Source organism: Limnohabitans sp. T6-20 (assembly GCF_003063505.1).
Taxonomy (GTDB): domain Bacteria; phylum Pseudomonadota; class Gammaproteobacteria; order Burkholderiales; family Burkholderiaceae_C; genus Limnohabitans_A.
Map to the genome: position 1 here is coordinate 894,937 of NZ_NERW01000002.1, position 22,447 is coordinate 917,383.

The 22,447-nt window shown below is 61.1% G+C and carries 18 protein-coding genes and 1 tRNA gene; 8 read left to right on the forward strand and 11 right to left on the reverse strand.

The features are described 5' to 3' along the window. Positions 1–136: 136 nt before the first annotated feature. Positions 137–769 carry an endonuclease III gene (nth, locus tag B9Z33_RS10215; protein WP_108286862.1) on the reverse strand — a complete coding sequence of 211 codons (633 nt, stop codon included), beginning with the start codon at positions 767–769 and terminating at the stop codon, positions 137–139. Between the two features lie 53 nt (positions 770–822). On the opposite strand from nth, the gene B9Z33_RS10220 reads away from it, so the two are divergent. From B9Z33_RS10220 to B9Z33_RS10230, 3 genes are all read left to right on the forward strand, one after another. After that, on the forward strand, positions 823–2,019 hold the full coding sequence (locus B9Z33_RS10220) for a PLP-dependent aminotransferase family protein (RefSeq protein WP_108286863.1): 1,197 nt from the start codon (positions 823–825) through the stop codon (positions 2,017–2,019). Positions 2,020–2,179: 160 nt separating this feature from the next. After that, on the forward strand, positions 2,180–2,992 hold the full coding sequence (locus B9Z33_RS10225) for an alpha/beta fold hydrolase (protein WP_108286864.1): 813 nt from the start codon (positions 2,180–2,182) through the stop codon (positions 2,990–2,992). Continuing rightward, complete coding sequence (locus tag B9Z33_RS10230) at positions 2,989–3,204, forward strand: DUF3820 family protein (RefSeq protein ID WP_108286865.1); 216 nt, start codon at positions 2,989–2,991, stop codon at positions 3,202–3,204. Before B9Z33_RS10225 ends, B9Z33_RS10230 begins: the two co-directional genes overlap by 4 nt. Positions 3,205–3,362: 158 nt before the next feature. Here B9Z33_RS10230 and serB read toward each other — a convergent pair whose 3' ends face one another. Both serB and mfd read right to left on the reverse strand, forming a co-directional pair. Beyond that, entirely contained in the window at positions 3,363–4,085 is a 723-nt protein-coding gene (serB, locus tag B9Z33_RS10235; RefSeq protein WP_108286866.1) for a phosphoserine phosphatase SerB, read from the reverse strand. A 32-nt stretch (positions 4,086–4,117) separates the two neighbouring features. Beyond that, the gene (gene mfd, locus B9Z33_RS10240) at positions 4,118–7,624 is read right to left on the reverse strand and encodes a transcription-repair coupling factor (RefSeq protein ID WP_108287102.1); all 3,507 of its coding nucleotides are present in this window, start codon (positions 7,622–7,624) and stop codon (positions 4,118–4,120) included. A gap of 358 nt (positions 7,625–7,982) precedes the next feature. Between mfd and ispD the strand changes: the two genes are divergently transcribed. Further along, positions 7,983–8,705: a 2-C-methyl-D-erythritol 4-phosphate cytidylyltransferase gene (gene ispD, locus B9Z33_RS10245; protein WP_108286867.1), complete on the forward strand. Its 723-nt coding sequence runs from the start codon at positions 7,983–7,985 to the stop codon at positions 8,703–8,705. Then, complete coding sequence (ispF, locus tag B9Z33_RS10250) at positions 8,702–9,181, forward strand: 2-C-methyl-D-erythritol 2,4-cyclodiphosphate synthase (protein ID WP_108286868.1); 480 nt, start codon at positions 8,702–8,704, stop codon at positions 9,179–9,181. The genes ispD and ispF overlap by 4 nt, the downstream gene beginning before the upstream one ends. 134 nt (positions 9,182–9,315) lie before the next feature. Here the strand turns inward: ispF and B9Z33_RS10255 are convergent, their stop codons facing one another. From B9Z33_RS10255 to B9Z33_RS10265, 3 genes are read right to left on the reverse strand one after another with little or no spacing between them, the layout of a single operon-like run. Further along, positions 9,316–10,698 (reverse strand): ATP-binding protein, encoded by a 1,383-nt coding sequence (locus B9Z33_RS10255; RefSeq protein WP_108286869.1) that lies wholly within the window; start codon positions 10,696–10,698, stop codon positions 9,316–9,318. Further along, positions 10,695–11,426, reverse strand: a complete 732-nt coding sequence (gene ompR, locus B9Z33_RS10260; protein ID WP_108286870.1) for a two-component system response regulator OmpR — start codon at positions 11,424–11,426, stop codon at positions 10,695–10,697. Before ompR ends, B9Z33_RS10255 begins: the two co-directional genes overlap by 4 nt. 5 nt (positions 11,427–11,431) lie before the next feature. Further along, on the reverse strand, positions 11,432–12,202 hold the full coding sequence (locus B9Z33_RS10265; RefSeq protein ID WP_108287103.1) for a 3-hydroxybutyrate dehydrogenase: 771 nt from the start codon (positions 12,200–12,202) through the stop codon (positions 11,432–11,434). A 101-nt stretch (positions 12,203–12,303) separates the two neighbouring features. On the opposite strand from B9Z33_RS10265, the gene B9Z33_RS10270 reads away from it, so the two are divergent. From B9Z33_RS10270 to B9Z33_RS10280, 3 genes are all read left to right on the forward strand, one after another. Further along, positions 12,304–13,233, forward strand: a complete 930-nt coding sequence (locus tag B9Z33_RS10270; protein ID WP_108286871.1) for an alpha/beta fold hydrolase — start codon at positions 12,304–12,306, stop codon at positions 13,231–13,233. A 40-nt stretch (positions 13,234–13,273) separates the two neighbouring features. Further along, positions 13,274–15,499: a bifunctional (p)ppGpp synthetase/guanosine-3',5'-bis(diphosphate) 3'-pyrophosphohydrolase gene (locus B9Z33_RS10275; RefSeq protein WP_108286872.1), complete on the forward strand. Its 2,226-nt coding sequence runs from the start codon at positions 13,274–13,276 to the stop codon at positions 15,497–15,499. A gap of 65 nt (positions 15,500–15,564) precedes the next feature. Beyond that, positions 15,565–15,641 (forward strand) — tRNA-Val (locus B9Z33_RS10280). Positions 15,642–15,813: 172 nt separating this feature from the next. On the opposite strand, the gene B9Z33_RS10285 is transcribed toward B9Z33_RS10280, so the two are convergent. The 5 genes from B9Z33_RS10285 to B9Z33_RS10305 form a co-directional block, all read right to left on the reverse strand. Next, positions 15,814–16,197, reverse strand: coding sequence for a DUF2237 family protein (locus tag B9Z33_RS10285; protein ID WP_108286873.1), 384 nt, complete (start codon positions 16,195–16,197; stop codon positions 15,814–15,816). A gap of 83 nt (positions 16,198–16,280) precedes the next feature. Continuing rightward, positions 16,281–18,320 (reverse strand): M3 family metallopeptidase, encoded by a 2,040-nt coding sequence (locus B9Z33_RS10290; protein WP_108286874.1) that lies wholly within the window; start codon positions 18,318–18,320, stop codon positions 16,281–16,283. A 37-nt stretch (positions 18,321–18,357) separates the two neighbouring features. After that, a complete protein-coding gene (folD, locus tag B9Z33_RS10295; RefSeq protein ID WP_108286875.1) occupies positions 18,358–19,209 on the reverse strand; it encodes a bifunctional methylenetetrahydrofolate dehydrogenase/methenyltetrahydrofolate cyclohydrolase FolD in 852 nt (283 codons plus the stop codon). A gap of 77 nt (positions 19,210–19,286) precedes the next feature. Beyond that, positions 19,287–19,913, reverse strand: a complete 627-nt coding sequence (locus B9Z33_RS10300) for a response regulator transcription factor (RefSeq protein WP_108286876.1) — start codon at positions 19,911–19,913, stop codon at positions 19,287–19,289. Further along, positions 19,910–22,441, reverse strand: a complete 2,532-nt coding sequence (locus B9Z33_RS10305) for a PAS domain-containing sensor histidine kinase (RefSeq protein WP_108286877.1) — start codon at positions 22,439–22,441, stop codon at positions 19,910–19,912. Before B9Z33_RS10305 ends, B9Z33_RS10300 begins: the two co-directional genes overlap by 4 nt. Positions 22,442–22,447 lie beyond the last annotated feature (6 nt).

Here is a 22,447-nt window from a genome sequence, read left to right on the forward strand (position 1 = left end):
GCCATCCGTCAAGGGGCTGCCCAGTCGGGCAGAGGTGGCAAATTTTACCCGCCCGAGAGGGGGCTTGATGGGGGCGCGCTCAGCGGGTCAGTACAGCGACTTATGAATTACAAAGCAATCAATTCAAGTGCGTGCTTCAGGGCGTCTTGGGCTTGAAGTCGCAAAAGGCGGCCACCGCGCACTGCCCACACATGGGTTTGCGGGCCTGGCACACATAGCGCCCGTGCAGGATCAGCCAGTGGTGGGCATCGACCAGGTATTTGGTCGGAATGCGCTTGAGCAGCTTTTGCTCCACTTCCAACGGCGTTTTGCCCGGGGCCAGGCCCGTGCGGTTGCCCAGCCTGAAGATGTGGGTGTCCACCGCCATGGTGGGTTCGCCAAAAGCCGAGTTGAGCACCACATTGGCCGTTTTGCGGCCCACGCCGGGCAGGGCTTCGAGTTCTTCGCGGGTGCGGGGCACCTGGCCACCATGTTGCTCCACCAGAATCCGGCAGGTTTCCATCAGGTGCCTGGCTTTGCTGCGGTACAGGCCGATGGTCTTGATGTAGCTCTCCAGCCCCTCCAACCCAAGATCAAGGATCTTTTGCGGCGTGCCCGCCACCGGAAACAGCTTGCGCGTGGCTTTGTTCACGCCCACATCGGTGGCCTGGGCCGACAGCAGCACGGCGGCCAGCAACTCAAACACGCTGGTGTATTCCAGCTCGGTCACGGGCATGGGGTTGGCGGCTTGCAGGGTGGCAAAAAAAGATTCGATCTGTGCGGGTTTCATGGGGCGTCCGGATGTTGGCAAAATGTCGGCCAAGACAACCTGAAAGATACACCATGCCCTTGCAGTTCGCCGATCGCCTGAACAACGTCGAAACCTCCGCCATCCGTGAGCTGTTCAAGCTCCTTGGCAAGCCGGGCATCATCAGTTTTGCCGGCGGCTTTCCCGACAGCGCCATGTTCGACGTGGACGGCATCCGCGAAGCCAGCAACGCCGCCCTGACGCAAGACCCCGGCGCAGCCCTGCAATATGGCGCAACCGAAGGCTTTGGCCCGCTGCGCGAGCAACTGGCCCACTTCATGGGCCAAAAGGGCGCCCAAGACGTGACCGCCGAACAGCTGATCGTGACCACCGGCAGCCAGCAGGCGCTGGATTTGATCGGCAAAACCATGATCAGCCCTGGCGACAAGGTGATCGTGGAAGGCCCGACCTTTTTGGCCACCATCCAGTGCTTCCGTTTGTATGGGGCCGAACTCATCAGCGCCCCGGTGGACGGTCACGGCGTCAAGACCGACGAGCTGGAAAAGCTGATCGCCGAGCACAAGCCGAAATTCGTTTACCTGATCCCCACCTTTGGCAACCCCAGCGGTGCCTTGCTCAGCGCCGAGCGCCGCCAACAGGTGCTTCAAATGGCCGTCAAACACCAGACCCTGATCGTCGAAGACGACCCTTATGGCGACCTGTATTTTGGCGAAGCGCCGCCGCCCAGCCTGCTGGCCATGAGCGCAACGGTGCCCGGCAGCCGCGAGTTGCTGGTGCATTGCGGGTCCCTGTCTAAAGTGCTGTCGCCCGGCCTGCGTGTGGGTTGGATGATCGCGCCCTCCGAACTGCTGGCCCGCGCCACCATGTGCAAACAGTTCAGCGACGCCCACACCAGCACCTTTGCCCAGGCCACGGCCGCGCAATACCTCAAGGCAGGTCGCATGCCCGCCACGCTGGACAAGGTGCGCGCTGTGTATGCAAAGCGCGCACAAACCATGGGCGATGCGCTGCGCCGTGAGTTGGGCGATGCGGTGGAGTTTGTGCAACCGCAAGGCGGCTTGTTCGTGTGGGCGCGCCTTACGGGTGCAGGCGGCAAAGTGGCCGATGGCAACGTGTATGCCAAACGCGCCATCGAGCAAGGCGTGGCCTTTGTGCCGGGCACGCCGTTCTTTTGCGCCAACCCCGACCACGCCACCTTCCGCCTGAGCTTTGCCACTGTGGGCGAAGACAAGATCCTTGAAGGTGTCTCGCGCCTGGCCAAGGCTTTGTGAGCGATCGGCTCCACCATGGCGGCGGTAACCCTGATTTTGTGGGAGGCCGCCCCTGCGGCCGAATGCCGGCATGGGCTCAACACCCATTCGCGAGCACGGGCTCGCTCCCACAGGGGCGAATCGCCCATGACGGGTGTCATCGCCGCACCATGAGGCCCACATGAGCACTGAACAAAGCATTACCGTCGATGGCACTGAAGTCTTGCTGCAAGGGCGCGGCGATCAGGTCATCCTGATGCTGCATGGCTGGCCCGATACCCGAGCCTTGTGGGAGGACACCGTCCTCGCCCTCAAGGCCGACCATGTCTGTGCGCGACTGACCTTGCCGGGCTTCACCCGAGGCCCAGCATCTGCCGTGTCGCTGGAAGAGATGAACCAGTTCCTGCGCCGCGTGATCAACCGCATCAGCCCCGGCAAGCCCGTGACCCTGATGCTGCACGACTGGGGATGCGCTTTTGGTTATGAATTTGCCATTCGCCACCCTGAGCGCGTGGCCCGGGTGGTGGCGGTGGACGTGGGGGACCACAACTCGCCCCGCTTGCAGCGCAGCTGGGGGGTACGCGAAAAATTTTCGGTGTTCGCCTATCAATATTGGCTGGCCATAGCTTGGAAAATCGGCCGCAGTTTCAGCCCTGGCTTGGGCAACCGCATGACCCGCGCCATGGCCCGCTGGCTGCGCTGCCCCACGAATCCAGACAGCATCAATTACCGCATGAACTACCCTTATGCCATGCAGTGGTTTGGTGCGGCAGCCGGGTTCAAGCGGGCTGCCCCGGTGCACTTGCCCATGCCCATGCTGTACGTGTATGGCGCACGCAAACCTTTCATGTTCCATTCGCCCGAATGGCTGGAAACGTTGGCGGCACGTGAGGGCTGTGCTGTCGAAGGCCTGCCCTGCGGGCACTGGGTCATGGTGTCACAGCCCGAGGCGTTTCAGGCGCGTGTGCGTGCATGGCTGGGGAGCTCAGATTGAAACCCGACGACCTCATAAAGCTCGTTACCATGCCCATGCCTTTTGGCAAACACAAGGGCACGTTGATCGCAGATTTGCCCGGGAACTACCTCAACTGGTTTGCGCGCGAAGGTTTCCCCAAAGGCGAGGTCGGTCAGCTGCTACGCCTGATGCAGGAGATTGATCACAACGGCCTGAGCGACTTGCTCAAGCCCTTGCGCCAACCCCGGTAGGTCGGTGGCTTCAGCCTCCGACTTGGGCCTAGGCCTGGCCTAGCTCTGCTTTGTGGGAAGCCGCCCCTGCGGCCGAATGCGGGTATGGGCACAGCGCACATTCGCGAGCAGGGGCTCGCTCCCACAGGGATCGGCAACTCCCACTCGATACAGAAAGCTCAGGGCTTGACGACTTCCAGCAGACGGTCCAGCCCGCCTTCTTGAATAGCCACCATGGCCTGTTCGCGCACCTTGGGTTTGGCGTGGTAAGCAACCGACAAACCGGCAGCGCCCATCATGGGCAGGTCGTTTGCGCCGTCGCCCATGGCGATGCATTCGTGCGGTTCGATGCCCAAAAGCGACGCGACTTCGAGCATGGTGCGGCGTTTTTCGGCGCCGTCGCAAATGTCGCCCCAGCTTTGCATCACCAGGCCGCCTGTGAGTTCACCGTTGACCACCTCCAGCCGGTTGGAGCGGGCAAAGTCGATGTTCAGACGTGCTTTGACACGGTCGGCAAAGAAGGTGAAGCCACCTGACACCAACAGCACCTTCATGCCCACCTTCTGGCAAGCGGCGATCAGCTCGGCCGCGCCGGGATTGATCTTCATGCGCTCGGTGTACACGCGCTCCATGTCGGCCAGCATCACGCCTTTGAGCAGGGCCAAGCGGCGGCGTAGGCTCTCTTTGAAGTCGGTGATCTCGCCTCGCATGGCCGCTTCTGTGATGGCGGCCACCTCGGCCTTGCGGCCCACAGCGTCGGCGATCTCGTCGATGCACTCGATGCTGATGAGCGTGGAGTCCATGTCAAACGCGATGAGCTTGAACTGGGACAGCGAAAGAGGGGCGGTGAAGCCTTGGATGGCAAGGCCGGGGGCGAATTCGGTGGCGTTGGCGTTGGTCATGGGTCAGGATTATCGAAGATCGTTGAATGGACTCAGGCGATGGCTGTTTCGGTTTTGGGTTGACCCAATGAGCGCAAAACATCCCGCACCATCTGCGCCCGCGCCTTGGGGTCGGGCAGTTCGCGTTCGATGCGCAGCTTGTCGTTGCCTGCCAGCTTGATGTGTTTGTTCTTCTGGATCAGGTCGATGATGGCCATGGGGTCCACGGGCGGGTTTGGCTTGAAGGTGATCTGGATGACGCCCGGGGCGGCGTCGACCTTGATCACGCCATAGGGCTGGGTCAGCACGCGCAGACGGTGCACGTCCACCAGCGTTTGCGCTTGGGGGGGGAGTTTGCCAAAGCGGTCGACCAGCTCTTCGAGCAGGGCGTCGATCTGGTCGCTGGTTTTGGCGGTGGCCAGCTTCTTGTAAAACGACAAGCGCAGGTGCACGTCGCCGCAGTAGTCGTTGGGCAGCAGGGCGGGGGCGTGCAGGTTGATGTCGGTCGTGACCGACAGGGGGCTCAGCAAATCAGGCTCTTTGCCTGCTTTGAGGCTGCGCACCGCCTCGGACAGCATCTCGTTGTAGAGCTGGAAGCCCACTTCGAGCATGTTGCCGCTTTGGTTTTCGCCCAGCACCTCGCCCGCGCCGCGAATTTCCAGGTCGTGCATGGCGAGATAAAAGCCGCTGCCCAGTTCTTCCATCTGCTGAATGGCGTCTAGGCGCTGTGCGGCTTGCTTGGTGAGGCCCTCGATCTCGGGCACCATCAAATAGGCATAGGCCTGGTGGTGCGAGCGGCCCACGCGCCCGCGCAGCTGGTGCAGCTGGGCCAGGCCGAACTTGTCGGCACGGCTGATGACAATGGTGTTGGCCGTGGGCACGTCGATGCCGGTCTCGATGATGGTCGAGCACAGCAAGATGTTGTAGCGCTGGGCCACAAAGTCGCGCATGACCCGCTCCAGCTCGCGCTCGGGCATCTGGCCGTGGGCCACGGCGATGCGGGCTTCGGGCAGGATTTCTTCGAGCTTTTGGCGGCGGTTTTCAATCGTCTCGACCTCGTTGTGCAAAAAGTAGCACTGGCCGCCGCGCTTGAGCTCGCGCAGCACCGCCTCGCGGATCACGCCCGTGCCCTCATTGCGCACAAAGGTCTTGATGGCCAGACGGCGCTGCGGCGCGGTGGCGATCACGCTCAAGTCGCGCAGACCTTCGAGTGCCATGCCCATGGTGCGGGGGATGGGCGTGGCCGTGAGCGTCAGCACATCGACCTCGGCGCGCAGGGCTTTCATGGCCTCTTTGTGGCGCACGCCAAAGCGGTGTTCTTCGTCAATGATCAAGAGGCCCAGGTTCTTGAAGTGGGTCTTCTCGGACAGCAGCTTGTGCGTGCCGACCACGATGTCCACCGTGCCGTCCTCGATGCCTTTCATGGCCGCCGTGACTTCCTTGCCAGAGCGGAAGCGCGAGACCTCGGCCACCTTGACGGGCCATTTGGCAAAGCGGTCTTTGAGCGTCTGGTAATGCTGCTCGGCCAGCAGCGTGGTGGGCGCCAGCAGGGCGACCTGCTTGCCGCCCGTCACGGCCACAAAGGCGGCGCGCAGGGCGACTTCGGTTTTGCCAAAACCCACGTCGCCGCAGACCAGACGGTCCATGGGGCGGGGGCTGATCATGTCTTGAATGACGCAGTGGATGGCGGCCTTTTGGTCGGCGGTTTCCTCAAAGCCGAAGTCGTTGGCAAAGGTCTCGTAGTCCTGCGGGCTGTAGCGGAAGGCATGGCCCTCGCGTGCGGCGCGGCGGGCGTAGATGTTGAGCAACTCGGCGGCCGAGTCGCGCACCTGCTCTGCGGCTTTGCGTTTGGCTTTTTCCCACTGGCCAGAGCCCAGTTTGTGCAGAGGCGCTTCGTCGGCGCTCACGCCCGTGTAGCGGCCAATCAGTTGCAGCTGGCTCACGGGCACATAGAGGGTGGCTTTGTCAGCGTATTCGAGGTGCAGAAACTCTTGCAGCGCAGACGTCCCGTCTTCGTTTTTCTGGCCCATGTCCATGTTGATCAGGCCCCGGTAACGGCCAATGCCGTGCTGGCTGTGCACCACCGGGTCGCCCACGTTCAGCTCGCTGAGGTCTTTGATGAGCGCTTCAACGTCGCTGACCTGTTCCTGCTTTTTGCGGCGGCGCGTGGTGGGGCCCGCGGCAAAGAGCTCGGTTTCGGTGACCAGATCAATGCCATGCTCAAACCAATGGAAGCCGCTGACCAGCGCCGCCGTGGCCATGCCGACTTTTTCGTCGCTGGTCAAAAACTCTTCCAAGCTGTCAAACACGGGCGGCGTGAGGCCGCTGGAGCGCACGAAGTCGAGCAGGCTTTCGCGTCGTCCATCGCTTTCGGCCAGGATCAGCACGCGGTTTTTGCCGCTGTGGATGTGCGCTTGCAGCCGTGCCAGCGGGTCTTCGGCACCGCGCACCACCGTCAGTTCGGGCAGGGGCTGGACCAGGGCGTTGTTTTCAACATCATCGGTCCCTGGGCGCAAAGCCAGTTGCGCGTGGCCGTTGGTCAGGGTGTAGAACTGCTCGGCGCTCAAAAACAGCGCATCGGGCGGCAGCACGGGCCGCTCGGGGTCGCCTTGCACCAGGCGGTAGCGGTCGCGGGTGTCTTGCCAAAAGCGCTGGAAGGCCGGCTCCAGATCGCCGTGCAGCACCAAGGTGGCGGCATCGCTTTTGGACGAACCTTCGCCTGCACCCAGGTAGTCAAACACCGTGGCGGTTTCTTCAAAGAACAGCGGCAGGTAATACTCGATACCCGCCGTGGCCACACCGTTGCCCATGTCCTTGTAGATGCGGCTTTTGGTCGGGTCGCCTTCGAGCAGTTCGCGCCAGCGGCTGCGAAAGCGCGCACGGGCTGCCTCGTCCATCGGGAACTCGCGCCCGGGCAGCAGGCGCACTTCGGGCACGGGGTAGAGGCTGCGCTGGCTGTCGGGGTCAAAGGTGCGGATCGAGTCGATTTCGTCGTCAAACAGGTCCACGCGGTAAGGCACCAGCGAGCCCATGGGGAACAAATCGATCAGGCCGCCGCGCACCGCGTATTCGCCTGGGCTGACCACCTGGCTGACGTGCGAATAGCCTGCCAGCGTGAGCTGCGCCTTGAGCTGGGCTTCGTCGAGCTTTTGCTTGACCTTGAACTCGAAGGTGTAGCCCGCCAGAAAGGACGGCGGGGCCAAGCGGTAGAGCGCGGTGGTGGCGGGCACCAGCACCACATCGGCGCTCTCGGCATGGTTGCGCTGCTTGATGCGCCACAGGGTCGCCAAACGCTCGGAGATCAAGTCCTGGTGCGGCGAAAACGTGTCATACGGCAGGGTTTCCCAGTCCGGGAACATCACGCAGCGCAGGCCGGGCGCAAAAAACACCAGCTCGTCCATCAGGCGCTGCGCATCTGCCGCGTCGCTGGTCACGATGGCCGTGAGCTTGCCCGCCTTTTTCTCGCGCTCGGCCAGCTGGGCCAGCAACACGGCATCGGCCGAGCCGACAGGGCGGGGCAGGGTGAAACGTTTGCCGGTGATGAGGCTGGGCAGTTGCATGGTGGCGTTGGGCAAAGGCGATGAAAAAAGCAAAACACCCCCCGCCGGGAAGGAGGGGGGTGGGGAAATCATTGAACGCCTCGATTGTAGAAGCGAGACTGCATAGCCCAGGGGAGGTCGTGGGCATCCACGAATGCAGCCGCTCTGCTTGTGAGCCGCTGCTGCTGAATACGTGTCATGCCACCTCACACATTCGGCCGCAGGGGCAGCCTCCCGCAAAGTCAAAAAATGTGATCGACTGATCTTCGTAGGAGCGAGCCCCCGCTCGCGAATGCCTGCTGTGGCAAAAGAGGCATTGTGCTGCAGGGGCAGCCTCCCACAAAAATGGGGCAAGGGGCGAGCTCTACAATCAAACGCCATGTCATTGACTCCAGAATATTCCCGTTTTCACGCCCTGATTCCCTGTGCGGGCACAGGCAGCCGTGCGGGCACGGCACAACCCAAGCAATACCAACTTGTGGCCGGACAGCCCATGGTCATGCACACCTTGCAGGCGCTAGCTCGTGTGCCGCAACTGGCCAGCGGTTGGGTGATCCTGTCGCCGGGTGATGACTTTGCATGGCCACAAGATTCTTGGCCCGCACATTTCAGGCGAGAGGCCTGCGGAGGTGCCACCCGCGCCGAAAGCGTTTTCAACGGCCTCAAGGCAATGCTGGCCGCTGGCCTTGACCCGGAGGACTGGGTGCTGGTGCACGATGCAGCGCGTTGCCTGGTTTCACCCGAATCGGTGGTGGCGCTGATCGACGCTTGCCGCGATGACCCGGTGGGCGGTTTGCTGGCCTTGCCCTTGCCTGACACGCTCAAGACCCAGAAGCCTGGTGATGTGCCGCGTGTGGACGCCACCGTGCCGCGAGAGGGCAAATGGCTGGCCCAGACGCCGCAGATGTTTCGTCTCGGGGCCTTGCACGAGGCGCTTGCGCAGGTGGCGGGCACCGATTTTGCAGGCATCACCGACGAAGCCAGTGCCATGGAGCGGCAGGGCCTGTCGCCCCGGTTGGTGCCGGGTTCGGCAATGAATTTGAAAGTCACTTACCCGGCAGACTTTGCGTTTGCCGAGGCTGTTTTAAAGGCAAAGTCATGAACATCCGCATTGGCGAAGGCTGGGACGTGCACGCCCTGGTGCCGGGGCGCAAACTCATTTTGGGTGGCATTGAAATTCCCCACACGCTCGGCCTGCTCGGCCATTCAGACGCCGATGTGCTCTTGCACGCCATCACCGACGCGGTGTTGGGCGCAGCCGGTTTGGGCGACATCGGTCGGCATTTTCCGGACACGGATGCGCAGTTCAAAGGGGCCGATTCGTCGGTGCTGCTGGCCGAGGCCATGCGCCGCGCGCGCGACAAAGGCTGGGAGCTGGTGAACGTGGACAGCACTATCGTGGCGCAAGCGCCCAAGCTGGCCCCGCACATGGCGGCCATCAACGCATCGGTGGCCAAAGCGCTGGGTGTGCAGCCCGATCAGGTCAATGTGAAGGCCAAAACGGCCGAAAAGCTCGGCCCCGTAGGCATGGGCCAGAGCATGGAAGCACGGGCGGTGGTGTTGCTGAAAAAGGCTTGATGAGCAAAGCCGAGCCCTGACCTTGGTGTTCAGCGAACTTTCGCGAGCAGGGGCTCGCTCCTGCCGAATACAAATCTTGCCTCTTTGTGAGAGGCTGCCCCTGCAGCCGAATGTCTGCGTTGGCTAAAGCCTTTTCAAGTGGCTTCGGCCTGGCGAAATTTCATCAGCGCCATCAAACCACCGGCGCTGTTGTTGAACACCGAAAACGTGCCGCCCATGCGTTGCACCGAGCGCTCCACAATGGCCAAGCCCAACCCGGAGCCTGTGGCCGATGTTCTGGCAGCGTCGCCACGGAAAAACGGTTGCGTCAGGTTTTTCAGGGCTTCGTCAGACACGCCTGGGCCTTGGTCGCGCACGCGCAGCAGCACCCAGCCCTCGTGCACACGGGCCACAATTTCGACCCGAGTCACACCATCAGATGGGCTTTGGCCATAGCGGCGGGCGTTTTCAAGCAGGTTGGACAGCACGCGGCCCAGCTCAACAGTCTCGGCCTTGACGTGCAGGTCTTCGTCCACATCCACCGTGATTTCAAAGCGCTGGTTGTTGCGCCAAGGGCCGATGCTTCGGCTGATGACGCCCGACAACAAAACCGGCCCCAACTCGGTGGGCTCTGGTCTGGCGTAGTCCAAAAACTTGTCAATGATCGCGTCCAGTTGGGCGATGTCAGCGGCCATCAGATCGCGTGTTTCGAGGTCGGCCACACTCAGTTCGGTTTCAAGCCGCAAACGGGCCAATGGCGTGCGCAAGTCATGAGAGATGCCGGCCAGCATCAAGGCCCGCTCTTGTTCAATTTTGGCCAAACGCTCGGCCATGCGGTTGAAGCCGATGTTGACCTCGCGGATTTCGCTGGTGGCCGCGTCTTCGTCCAGGGTCGAGGTGTTGAAATGACCCTCGCGCACTTGGCTGGCGGCAAATGACAGACGCTTGAGCGGGCGGTTGATCAGTCCGGCCATCATGGCGGCGCCCCCCAAAGACAGCGCCAGCGTGATGCCCAACCAGGTCAGCCAAGCCGAACCACCCAAGGGACGCAGACGTTCGGGGTCCATTTGCAGCCAATAGCTGTCACGCTCGATCTGAAAACCCACCCACAGCCCTTCGGCATCGTTCACGCGCGAGGCGATCACGGTGCCCGGCCCCAAGCGCTTGACCATCTCTTCGATCAGTCGCTTTTCCATGCCAGAAGAACCGAACGGCACCACGCTGTCACCGGGTTCACGCGTTTTGATGCTGACGTCTTCTTCGTCCGCCAGCATTTTGAGAAGCGCCACCCGAGCGATGGCGTCGGAGTGCATGAGCGCCGTTTTGGTCAAATTGACCACGGTGGCAATTTGATGCGCATTGCGCAGAATGCGGGGCTCGTATTCCTGCGTGCGAAACATTTGCAGCCATGCTAGGCTGCTGCACAAAATCAACAAGGCCAGCAAAAAAAACGTGCGCCAAAACAGACTCACTTTGAGCCTGCGCGGCACCCGTTCAAACTCCGTACCTTGAGTAATACCGACGTCAGTGGTGCTCACGGTTGACCATCGGGAACGAACACATAACCCACCCCCCAGACCGTCTGGATGACTTTGGGCGATGCAGGATCGGTTTCGATCATTTTTCTCAGTCTCGAAATTTGCACATCCAGACTGCGGTCAAAAGGCTCGAAGTCGCGACCGCGCGCCAGTTGGGCCAGCTTGTCCCTTGTCAGGGGCTGCTTGGGGTGCCGTGCCAAGGCCTTGAGCATCGCAAATTCACCACTGGTCAGGGCGATGTCCTCGCCGTCTTTGGTCAAAGAACGTTTGCCAAGATCTAGGGAGAAGGCACCGAACACGATGACTTCGTTGTCAGCCGCTGACGGTGCACCGGGCACCTCGCCTTGCGGCCTGCGGCGCAAAACCGCATGAATGCGCGCCAGCAACTCGCGGGGGTTGAACGGTTTGCCCAGGTAATCGTCAGCCCCGATTTCAAGGCCAGTGATGCGGTCCACATCTTCGACTTTTGCGGTCAGCATGATGATGGGGGTCTTGACACCCGAGTGGCGAAGGCGACGGCAAATGCTGAGCCCATCTTCGCCGGGAAGCATCAAGTCCAACACCATCAGGTCAACGGTTTCCCGTTGCAAGATGCGGTCCAAAGCGCGGCCATCTTCGGCCAGCAAGACATCAAAACCTTCTTGCGACAGAAAACGGCGCAACAGGTCGCGGATGCGGGCGTCATCGTCAACGATGATGATTTTGTCTAAGCGTTGTGATGTAGTCATGGGTTTTACTGGGCTGTCCAACCGCCATCCATGTTCCAGGCCACGCCGCGCACGTTGTTGCCTGCAGGGGAGCAGAAGAACACGGCCAGATCGCCCAGTTCATCCGGTGTGGTGAATTGCATGGAGGGCTCTTTCTCCTGGAGCAAGACTTTTTTGGCTTCCTCGTTGGACAAACCCATGGCTGCAGCTTTGGCATCCACCTGCTTTTGCACCAGAGGGGTCAACACCCAGCCAGGGCAAATGGCGTTGCAGGTCACGCCGGTGGTGGCGTTTTCAAGGGCGGTGACTTTGGTCAGCCCTACCACCCCGTGCTTGGCGGCCACATAGGCCGATTTTTCAGCCGATCCCACCAAGCCGTGGATCGATGCCACGTTGATGATGCGTCCCCAGTTGGCCGCTTTCATGGCGGGCAGTGCCAGACGGGTGGCATGGAACGCACTGGTCAGGTTGATGGCGATGATCGCGTCCCAGCGCTCGACCGGGAAGTCTTCGATCTTGGCCACATGCTGGATGCCGGCGTTGTTGACCAGGATGTCCACACGGCCAAACGTGTCGGCCGCAAACTTCATCATGGCCTCGATCTCGCTGGCTTTGCTCATGTCGGCACCGTGGTAGGCCACCTTGACGCCCAGCGCAGCGATCTCGGCTTTGGGGCCTTCTGCATCGCCAAAACCGTTCAAGACAATGTTGGCACCTTGTTTGGCCAGTGACTTGGCAATGCCCAAACCGATACCGCTTGTTGAACCCGTGACCAACGCTGTTTTACCTTGCAACATGATTTCCACTCCGAAAGATGAATTAGGATGTTCAAAAGTCCATTATGGCGCTGCTCAAGGTCGGTTTTCACTGACAAGCGCCCAGATTGTTTCCTATTGTCATGACCTCAAAGCCAGCTCAACCTTTGCTCGAATACGTGTCTTGCCCCCACCCCGAGGGCCAACACCGCATGGCGTATTGGCGCTGGGGCGATTTGCAGGCGCGCCATGTGGTGGTGTGCGCCCACGGCTTGACGCGCCAAGGCCGCGACTTTGACCGACTTGCCCAAGCCCTGATCGAAAAAAGCTCCCAGCCCTTGCAAGTCATTTGCCCCGATGTGGTCGGACGTGGTCGCAGCGAGTGGCTGAGCCAGCCTGCCGGATATCAGATTCCTCAATATGCAGCAGACATGCTGGCCATGCTGGCTCAGGTGAATGCGCAATCGGGTGCTGAAAACGCCTTGCAAACGCTGGACTGGGTAGGCACCAGCATGGGGGGCTTGATTGGCATGGTGCTGGCTGGGCAAGCGGGCTTGCCTTTGCCTGCGCCCATCCGCCGCCTGATTTTGAACGACGTGGGGCCAGCGATCACCTGGAGTTCGGTTGAGCGCATGCAAACTTATGTCGGTCAATACGGCCAATACCGCGACCTGGATGAGGCCGAGGCCGCCATGCGGGCCTTGTCATCGGGCTTTGGCCCGGTGCCCGACGATGTCTGGCGCACCATGTCTGCCCACATGACACGGCCCGGCACCGACGGGGCCTTGACCCTGCATTACGACCCGGCCATTGGTGTGCCTGTGCGCGCCATGACGCCCGAGGCCGCCGCCGCTGGCGAAGCGGCACTTTGGGCTTTGTATGACCAAATTCAGGCCCAAACGCTGCTGATTCGTGGGCAAGACTCGGACCTGCTCACCGCAGAAACCGCCACCGCCATGACGCAGCGTGGCCCACATGCGCAACTGGAAACCTGGCCCGGCTTTGGCCATGCCCCCACTTTGACGGGTGATGACCAGATGGCCGTGGTGGCCCAATTCTTGTTGGGCGTCTGACACCATGGTCAGTCCCACCTCCAGCCATTCCGCGAGCCCGATGTCGCCATCGAGCCGCTTGCACGCCTCGCATCTTCCGCCCGTGATGCTGGCCACGGCCGATGCATCCGAACAGTCTGAAACCCTGGCCAAAGCCCGCGCCTTTGCCGAGCCCCTGATCGCTTGCGAAACGCTGGACACGGGCGAAAACATCCTGGCCCATGCCGACGCCGTGGCCGCGATCCTGGCCAGCATTGGCGGCTCGGTCGCCATGCAGGCGGCCAGTTACCTAGTTTACGCCTGTCCACACCTGAACAAGCCCGAAGAGGTGATGGCCAAGGCCTTTGGCCCGCATCTGGCGCAACTGGCCATGCAAACCAACCAGCTGGTGCATGTGCAGCGCTTGTCCCGAGCGGCCGAGCCCCACACGCAGGGGCCCGACAACACGCCACTGAGCCCCCGTTTGCAGACCGAAAACGTGCGCAAGATGCTGCTGGCTTTCAGCCGCGACTTGCGCGTGGTCATGCTGCGCCTGGCCTCGCGCCTGCAGACCCTGCGCAATTACGCGGCCACCAAATTGCCCGTACCCTCGGCATTGGCCAGCGAATCGCTGCAGGTGTTTGCGCCCTTGGCCAACCGCTTGGGCATCTGGCAAATCAAATGGGAGATGGAAGACCTGTCCTTCCGTTTTCTGGAGCCAGCCACCTACAAGGACATTGCGAAGCTGCTGGACGAAAAACGTGCTGAGCGCGAACGCTACATGGTGGCGCTGCGTGAGCGCCTGCAGCAAGCCTTGGCCAGTCAAGGCATTCAGGCCACGGTAGAGGGGCGTCCCAAGCATATTTACAGCATCGTCAAAAAGATGCGAGGCAAGTCCCTGCCGTTTGAGCGCGTGTTCGACGTCCGCGCACTGCGCGTCGTGGTGCCCAGCGTGGCCGATTGCTACCAGGTCCTGAGCTGGGTGCATGAGCATTTCACGCCGATCTCGGAAGAGTTTGACGACTACATCGCCAAGCCCAAAGCCAACGGCTACCAGTCGCTGCACACCGTGGTCCGCGATGCCGACGGCGGCCCGATCGAGGTGCAAATTCGGACACAGGCCATGCACGAACACGCCGAGCATGGCGTGGCAGCGCACTGGGCCTACAAGGAAGCAGGTGCCAAAGGCTATGCAGGGGTGTCGGCCAACAGCGATTACGACACCAAAATTGCCGTGCTGCGGCAATTGCTGGCCTGGGAACGCGATCTGTCGGGGGCCGCGCAGGGGCAGACCCAAGACAAAGGTCTGTTTGACGACCGCATCTATGTGCTCACGCCAGACGCCGCCGTGGTCGAGCTGCCGCAAGGCGCCACGCCCATTGACTTTGCTTACACGGTGCACACCAACTTGGGCCACCGGTGCCGAGGCGCCAAGGTCGACGGTGCCATGGTGCCGCTCAGCACCCAACTGGCCAACGGCCAAACGGTGGAAATCACCGCCGTCAAAGAGGGCGGGCCGTCTCGCGACTGGCTCAATCTCGAATTGGGCTATCTGGCGAGCCCGCGTGCGCGGTCCAAAGTACGTGCCTGGTTCAATGCGCAGATCAGCGAAGAAACCATTTCCCGAGGTCGCGAGGCGGTCGAAAAACTGCTGCAGCGATTGGGGCGAACCGCCATGCGTCTCGATGACCTGGCCAGCCAGCTGGGCTTCAAGTCGGCCGACGGTTTGTTTGAAGTGGTGGGCAAAGACGAATACTCCCTGCGCAACATCGAGGTGTTGCTCAATCCGCCCGAGCCTGCGCTGCAGCCCGACGACTACTTTCAAAAGAAGTTCAAGGGTGCTGTGGCCCGCAAATCACCCTCGGGCGTGCTGGTGGTGGGGGTCGATTCGTTGCTCACGCAACTCTCGCGCTGCTGCAAACCCGCGCCACCCGATGCGATCAGTGGCTTTGTCACACGCGGCAAGGGCGTCAGCATCCACCGCCAGGACTGCAGCAACTTGCGAGAACTGGCTTCGCGCCACGCTGAGCGCGTGATTGACGTGCGCTGGGGTGACCACAAAGGCCCCGATGCCTCGGTTTACCCGGTGGATGTGGCGGTGGAGGCTTTTGACCGGCAAGGCTTGCTGCGCGACATTTCCGAAGTATTTGCCAAGGAAAAGATGAACGTGATCGGTGTGCAAACCCAATCCGTCAAAGGCACAGCCTGGATGACCTTCACGGTCGAAATTGGCGATGCCGTCACCTTGAACAAGGTTTTGGGCAGCGTGCGCGGCGTGAAAGGGGTGAGGGCGGCGCGAAGGCGCTAAAACACGTGAAATTGGAAAGCGTCACGAAAAAGGTGTTTTTTGCCGCTATAATTTGAGGCTACAACAGGCGCGTAGCTCAGTTGGTTAGAGCACCACCTTGACATGGTGGGGGTCGCTAGTTCGAATCTAGTCGCGCCTACCAAATTTTTTGGTAGATAAATCAAGCACTTAGCGGAAACGCTCGGTGCTTTTTTTTCGTTTGCGCGTCTTTAAATGCCTTTTAAAGACACCGCTCCGTCATTTCTCCGCCACTCACCGCCCAGCACGCTTCGCCAATGAAGCCCGTGCAAGGGGTCATCCCATACCGATCGGCGTCAGGGCTTGTCCACGGGTTTGAACGCGCAGGACTGCAACTGCGCCAGTGTCACAAACTGCAGCGCGCGCTCGTGCGTGCATTCCAGAACCACGGGAGGCGCAGCGCCCGCGTTCAGCGCTTCTTTCCAGCGCATGGCGCACAGGCACCAACGGTCGCCCGCTTTCAAGCCGGCAAAGCGGTATTCGGCGCGTGGCGTAACGAGGTCGTTGCCGCGAGCCAGCGAAAAATCCAGAAACTCTTGCGTGACTTTCGCGCAGACCACATGGCTGCCTTGGTCATGGTCGTCCGTGTTGCAGCAGCCATCCCGGTAATACCCGGTCAAAGGGTCATAAGAGCAGGGGACCAGTTCCTCACCCAAGACGTTCAGTGCGTTTTCGCTCATTTTTTGACCTAGATAAAGCCGAATGACAGATCAGAACCCCAGACGCCGGGGTCTGGCGTCTGGGTTTGCATCGGGGTTGAGGTTCAAGCTGCAACCATGCCCTGATGGCGCAGCAAGGCGTCCAGGCTCGGCTCTCTGCCTCGGAAGGCCTTGAAAGATTCAATCGCTGGCCGGCTGCCGCCCGCTTCCAAAATGGCTTGCCGGTACAGGCGGCCGGTTTCCACGCTGGGCGTGCCGTCTGCGGCTGCAGTTTCTTCAAACGCGGCGTAAGCGTCTGCGCTCAGCACTTCGGCCCATTTGTAACTGTAATAACCGGCGGCGTAACCGCCAGCAAAGATGTGGCTGAAGGTGTGGGCCATGCGGTTGAAGGCGGGCGGCTGCATCACGGCGACTTCGTCACGCACTTGGCGCAGGAGCGGCATGAAGTCTTGCGCCGGGTCATGCTCAGAGTGAACCAGCATGTCGAACAATGAAAACTCGATTTGGCGCAGGGTTTGCAAGCCGCTTTGGAAGTTTTTGGCAGCCAGCATCTTGTCGAAGAGCGCGCGGGGCAGGGGCTCGCCGGTTTCCACATGGGCGGTCATGTGGCGCAGCACCGACCATTCCCAGCAGAAGTTTTCCATGAACTGGCTGGGCAGCTCGACCGCGTCCCACTCGACGCCGCTGATGCCCGAGACATCGCGCTCGCTCACCTGGGTGAGCATGTGGTGCAGGCCGTGGCCAAACTCGTGGAAAAGGGTGATCACATCGTCGTGCGTGAGCAAAGCGGGCTGGCCGTTCACGCCTTCGGCAAAGTTGCACACCAGGTGCGCCACGGGCGTTTGCAGCACGCCGGTGTCGGGGCGCTGCCAGCGGCCGCGCACATCGTCCATCCAAGCGCCGCCGCGCTTGCCTGCGCGGGCTGGGGGGTCGAGGTAGAACTGGCCAATCAGCTTGCCATCACGCTCAATACGGTAAAAACCAACGGCGGGGTGCCAGACCGGCGCTTGGTCGGCGCGAATATTCACCTCAAACAGGGTCTCGATGATCTTGAACAGACCCGCCAGCACCTTGGGCGCGGTGAAGTACTGTTTGACTTCTTGTTCGCTGAAGCTGTAGCGGGCTTCTTTGAGTTTTTCAGACAAATAAGGCACGTCCCAGGCATTCAGCGGGCCGGTGATGCCCAGTGCATTGGCGGCAAATTCGCGCAGATCGGCCAGGTCTTTTTCGGCAAACGGGCGGGCTTTGACCGCCAGGTCGCGCAAAAAGCCGATGACTTTTTCGGGGGATTCGGCCATCTTGGGCACCACCGACACTTGGGCGTAGTTGTCAAAGCCCAGCAGGCGGGCTTCTTCTTGGCGCAGGGCCAGGATTTCTTGCATCAAGGCGGTGTTGTCGAACTGCTGGGTCTCTTCCGGCGCTTGGTCCGAGGCTCGGGTGACGTGGGCTTTGTAGAGTTGTTCGCGCAAGGCGCTGCTGTCGGCAAACTGCATCACCGGCAGGTAAACCGGCATCTTGAGCGACAAGCGGTGGCCTTCTTGGCCTTCTTTTTGGGCGGCATCGCGCGTGGCTTGAACCACATCGGCAGGCACACCTTTGAGCTGGTCTTCGCTCACGTACAGCGCAAACTTGTCGGTTGCGTCCAGCGTGTTTTCGCTGAACTTTTGCGTGATTTCGGCCAAGCGCTCTTGGATGGCGGCGTAGCGTTCTTTGGCCGCGCCTTGCAGTTCGGCGCCGCCCAAGACAAAGCCGCGCAGGGCGTTTTTGCGGGCTTGTGTTTGCTCGGTGTTGAGGCTGGCCGCGTCAATGGCTTTGTATTTGGCATACAGGCGCTCGTCGCTGCCCAAGCGGGTCCAGAACTCGGTTACGCGGGGCAGGGCGGCGTTGTAGGCGGCACGCAGCTCGGGCGTGTCGGCCACGCTGTTGAGGTGACTCACCGCCCCCCAGGCCAGACCCAGTCGCTCTGTAGCCACGTCCAAGTTGCTGGCGATGGCTTTCCAGTCGGCCGGAAACTCAGCGGCGGTCACCGTTTCGAGTGCCTTGTCGGCTGCGGCCAGCAATTCGTCCATGGCCGGGGCCACATGTTCGGGCGCGATGCGGTCAAACAGGGGCAGGCCAGAGGTGTCGAGCAAGGGGTTGGTCATGGGCAGTTCCAGAGGGTCAAGTACGGGTGTGATGTTCTCACTTGGAGGCGCGTTCTGCAGCTTCAAGGGTATTGACCAGCAGCATGGTGATGGTCATGGGGCCGACGCCGCCGGGCACAGGGGTGATGTGGCTGGCGACCTCTTTCACGCCATCAAAGTCCACATCGCCACACAGCTTGCCTTCGTCGTTGCGGTTCATGCCCACGTCCAGCACCACCGCGCCAGGCTTGACCATGTCGGCCGTCAGTACGTTGCGCTTGCCCACGGCGGCCACGATCACGTCGGCTTGCAAAGTCAGAGCTTTGAGGTTTTGGGTGCGAGAGTGCGCCACCGTCACCGTGGCGTCTTTTTGCAGCAGCATCAGCGCCATGGGCTTGCCCACAATGTTGCTGCGGCCAATGACCACGGCGTGCTTGCCACGCAGGTCATAGCCGATGCTTTCCAGCATCTTCATGCAGCCATAGGGCGTGCAAGGCCAAAAGCCGGGCATGCCGGTCATCAGGGCGCCTGCGCTGGCGATGTGAAAGCCGTCCACGTCCTTGGCCGGGCTGATGGCTTCGATCACTTTTTGCGCGTCAATGTGGGCGGGCAGGGGCAGTTGAACCAGGATGCCGTGGATTGCCGGGTCGTTGTTCAGCGCTTCCACGCGGGCCAGCAAGTCCGCTTCGGTCATGGTGGCTTCGTATTTCTCAAGCACCGAATGCAGACCACTGTCTTCGCAGGCTTTGACCTTGTTGCGCACATAAACCTGGCTGGCCGGGTTGTCGCCCACCAGCACCACCGCCAAGCCTGGGGTGACGCCTTTGGCCTTGAGGGCTTGGGCGCGGGTGGCGACCTCGGTGCGCAGTTGTTTGGACAGGGCGTTGCCGTCGATGAGTTGTGCGGTCATGTTGGAAAACTCGAAAAGTCAGAGAAAAAATGCAAAACGCCCGGCGGGTGCGGGCGTTTCGGTCAGGGGTGGTTGGATCAGGCCTTGGGTGCGTTTTGCCCCAGCGCGATCTTGAGCAGGTCGGCCACGGTGTTGGCGTTGAGCTTTTCCATGATGTTGGCGCGGTGCGCCTCCACCGTCTTGATGCTGATGCCCAGATCGTCGGCGATTTGCTTGTTCAGGCGACCGGCGACGATGCGCTCGAGCACCTGAGCTTCGCGGCCCGTGAGCTTGGACAGCAGGGCGTCGCGGCTGGCGGCTTGTTGGTAACCCGCAAACGCTTCACGCGCTTCGTCGAGCATGCGCTCGACCAAACCCAGCAGCTCTTCTTCCTTGAAAGGCTTCTGGATAAAGTCCATCGCGCCTTTTTTCATGGTGTTCACGGCCATTGGCACGTCGCCGTGGCCGGTGATGAAAACGATGGGCAAGGGCGAACGGCGTTCGATCAGGCGGTCTTGCAACTCCAGACCGGTCATGCCACCCATGCGGATGTCGGCGATCAGGCAGGCCACTTCACGGGGGTCGTAGCGGCTGATGAAAGATTCGGCGCTGTCAAAGCAACGCACACGGTAGTCTTTGCCTTCGAGCAACCACTGCAGGGAGTCGCGCACCGCTTCGTCATCGTCAACGACGTAAACAGTGCCTTTTTTCGGAATCAAACTCATTCATTTACCCCGGTGGGTTGTTGTGTGGTCAAAGTGGTTTCGACCGGAATCCAGAAGGAGAACCGGCAACCGGTCACCTCGCCGGCATTGTAGAGGTTCTCGGCAGCGATCCTGCCCTGGTGCGACTCGATGATGCTGCGGCACAAATTGAGGCCAATGCCCATGCCCTCGACCTTGGTCGAGAAAAATGCTTCATAGACGCGTTCAATGTCTTCCGGGGGCAGGCCCTGACCCGTGTCCGTGACAGAAAACTCGACCACCGACTGGTTGTCGATCTGCTTGGGCACGATGCGCAATTCGACTTGGCGCTGCCCCGGAGCACGGTTGGCGTTGTCGATGGACTCGGCGGCGTTTTTCATCAGGTTGATCAGCACCTGCTCGATCAGGATGGGGTCGACCATGAGCTGCGGCAGCCGGGCAGCCACGTGGTGGGTCAGCCGCACATGGCGTCTGCGCATTTCGATTTCGGCCAGCTCCAGCGATTCACTGACCATGGCCGAGACATCCGACAAGGTCCGATTGGGCTCGCTGCGCTTCACAAAGCTGCGGATTCGCAAAATGATTTGCCCGGCCCGCTGGGCCTGCCGTGCGGTTTTGTCGAGGGCAAACAAGAGGTCTTCTTCTTTGACCTGTTTGGCCTTGATGCGCGAAATCATGCCGCTGCAGTAGTTGCTGATGGCCGTGAGCGGCTGGTTCAGCTCGTGCGCCACGCTGGAGGCCATCTCGCCCATGGTGATCAAGCGGCTGGCGGTCTGGGCGCGTTCGGCTTGCTGTGCGGCCAACTCTTCGGCCTGGCGGCGGGGCGTGATGTCGCTGGCAATCACCATTTGGGCCAGGCGACCATCGGCCCAGTTGATGTAGCGGGAGCGCACTTCCAGCCATTTGCCCAATTCAGAGACAAAGATTTCGGCGTTTTCCGAGGTGGCCACCGTCAGGCTCTCGGTGGGCAAGCCCACCATGTCGTCCACCTCATCCATTTGATCGGCCGCATTGCTGGCACCCGCTTGCTGAACCAAGCGCAAATGCCCCTGGGTGTTTTGCCCAAACCAGAGCCGATAAAGCTTGTTGGCAAACAGCAGCTCCTCGCTGCCCAAAGGGGCCACCGACACCGAAGCGTCCAGCGCTTCCAACACGATGGTGAACCGCTCGTGCGAACCGGCCAGCTGTTCCCGAATCCGGTTGGGCTCGGTGATGTCGGTCATCGACGTCATCCAGCCCGTTTGCTTGCCCGTCGCATCGATCAACGGCGACACGTACATGCGGGCATCGAACAACTGGCCGTTTTTGCGCTTCACACGCACCTGAAAGCCGCCCGCTGAGTGCTGACCGCTGATTTCTTCTTCGAGCCTGGTCATCAGCAGTTCCCGGTCCTGGTCGGGCCAGTAAGGGAAGGGCGCCACCGCGCCGACCAGATCGGATTCGCTCCAGCCGGTCATCTGGCAAAAAGCCGGGTTCACATAAGTGATGCGGCCGCGCAGGTCCAGGGCGCGCATGCCCGTGAGCATGGAGTTTTCCATCGCCCGGCGAAAGTTGGTTTCGGCCACCAAAGCTTTTTGCGCCTGAATGCGCCTGCGGGTGTGACGCCAGTTGCCAATCAGCATCCACGCAGTCATGACACTCAACACACCGACCAACCAAAACAAGCCGCCGCCCACCAAGCCTTGCGACGTGCGCCAAGCCTGAGCGCGCAAGATCAGGTCGTTGCCCACGGGGGACACCGGCACTTCGTAATCGTTGTTGGGTTTGTCACTGCCAGGCAGCAAACTCCAAAGCGCAATGCGCCCCGGAATGGTTTGCCCTGCCAGCAAATGGCCTTTGCCGTCTTGCAAAGCCACCGCGTACTTGGCCAGCACCTCGGTGGGAATGCCGTAACGCAGCAAGCCCTCCATGGTGTATTCGGCCAGGAGCACACCGCTGAACCGCCCTTGGTCGTTGCTCAAAGGGGAGTGCAGTTGCAGCACGGCCATTTGAGCGTCCCTGTCTGCATCGGCATCGACCTTGCCGTAGATCGGCTGCATCAGATCGCGCGCCAAGCTGAAGTGACTTTCTGTTTCGCCCACTTTGAGCACCGTTCCAGCCCGCAAGTGCTGGCTGGGTGAAATGCTGGAAACACTTTGGTTGGCGATGATGCGCCGACGGTCGTCAATCCAGGTCAGCGACATGAATTCCGGGTATTGCTGCACCAAGGCTTCGGCCCGCAACAGGAACTGGTCAGCCCGTATCTCCTTGTTGGAGACATCACGCGCCAAGCGCATGACCTGCTCTTGTCGCTCCAGCAAACGCAAGCGCAGGCGTTGCTGTGCATATTCGACATCGCGCTTGATGGCTTCTTGTTCGCGCTCGATTTCCTCGACACGCAAATACCAAAAAGCACTGGCAATGGCCGCCAGAAACAGCACCACAGCGGCCACGGGTGCCAGGTTGGCAAACCGGTCTTGCCTGTTGGGGGATTGGCGTTGCCACCATGTGCGCCACCACGCCCAAGGCCCGACTTTTTTCACAACCGACGCTGCTCTGTTCAATTCCATGCCGCC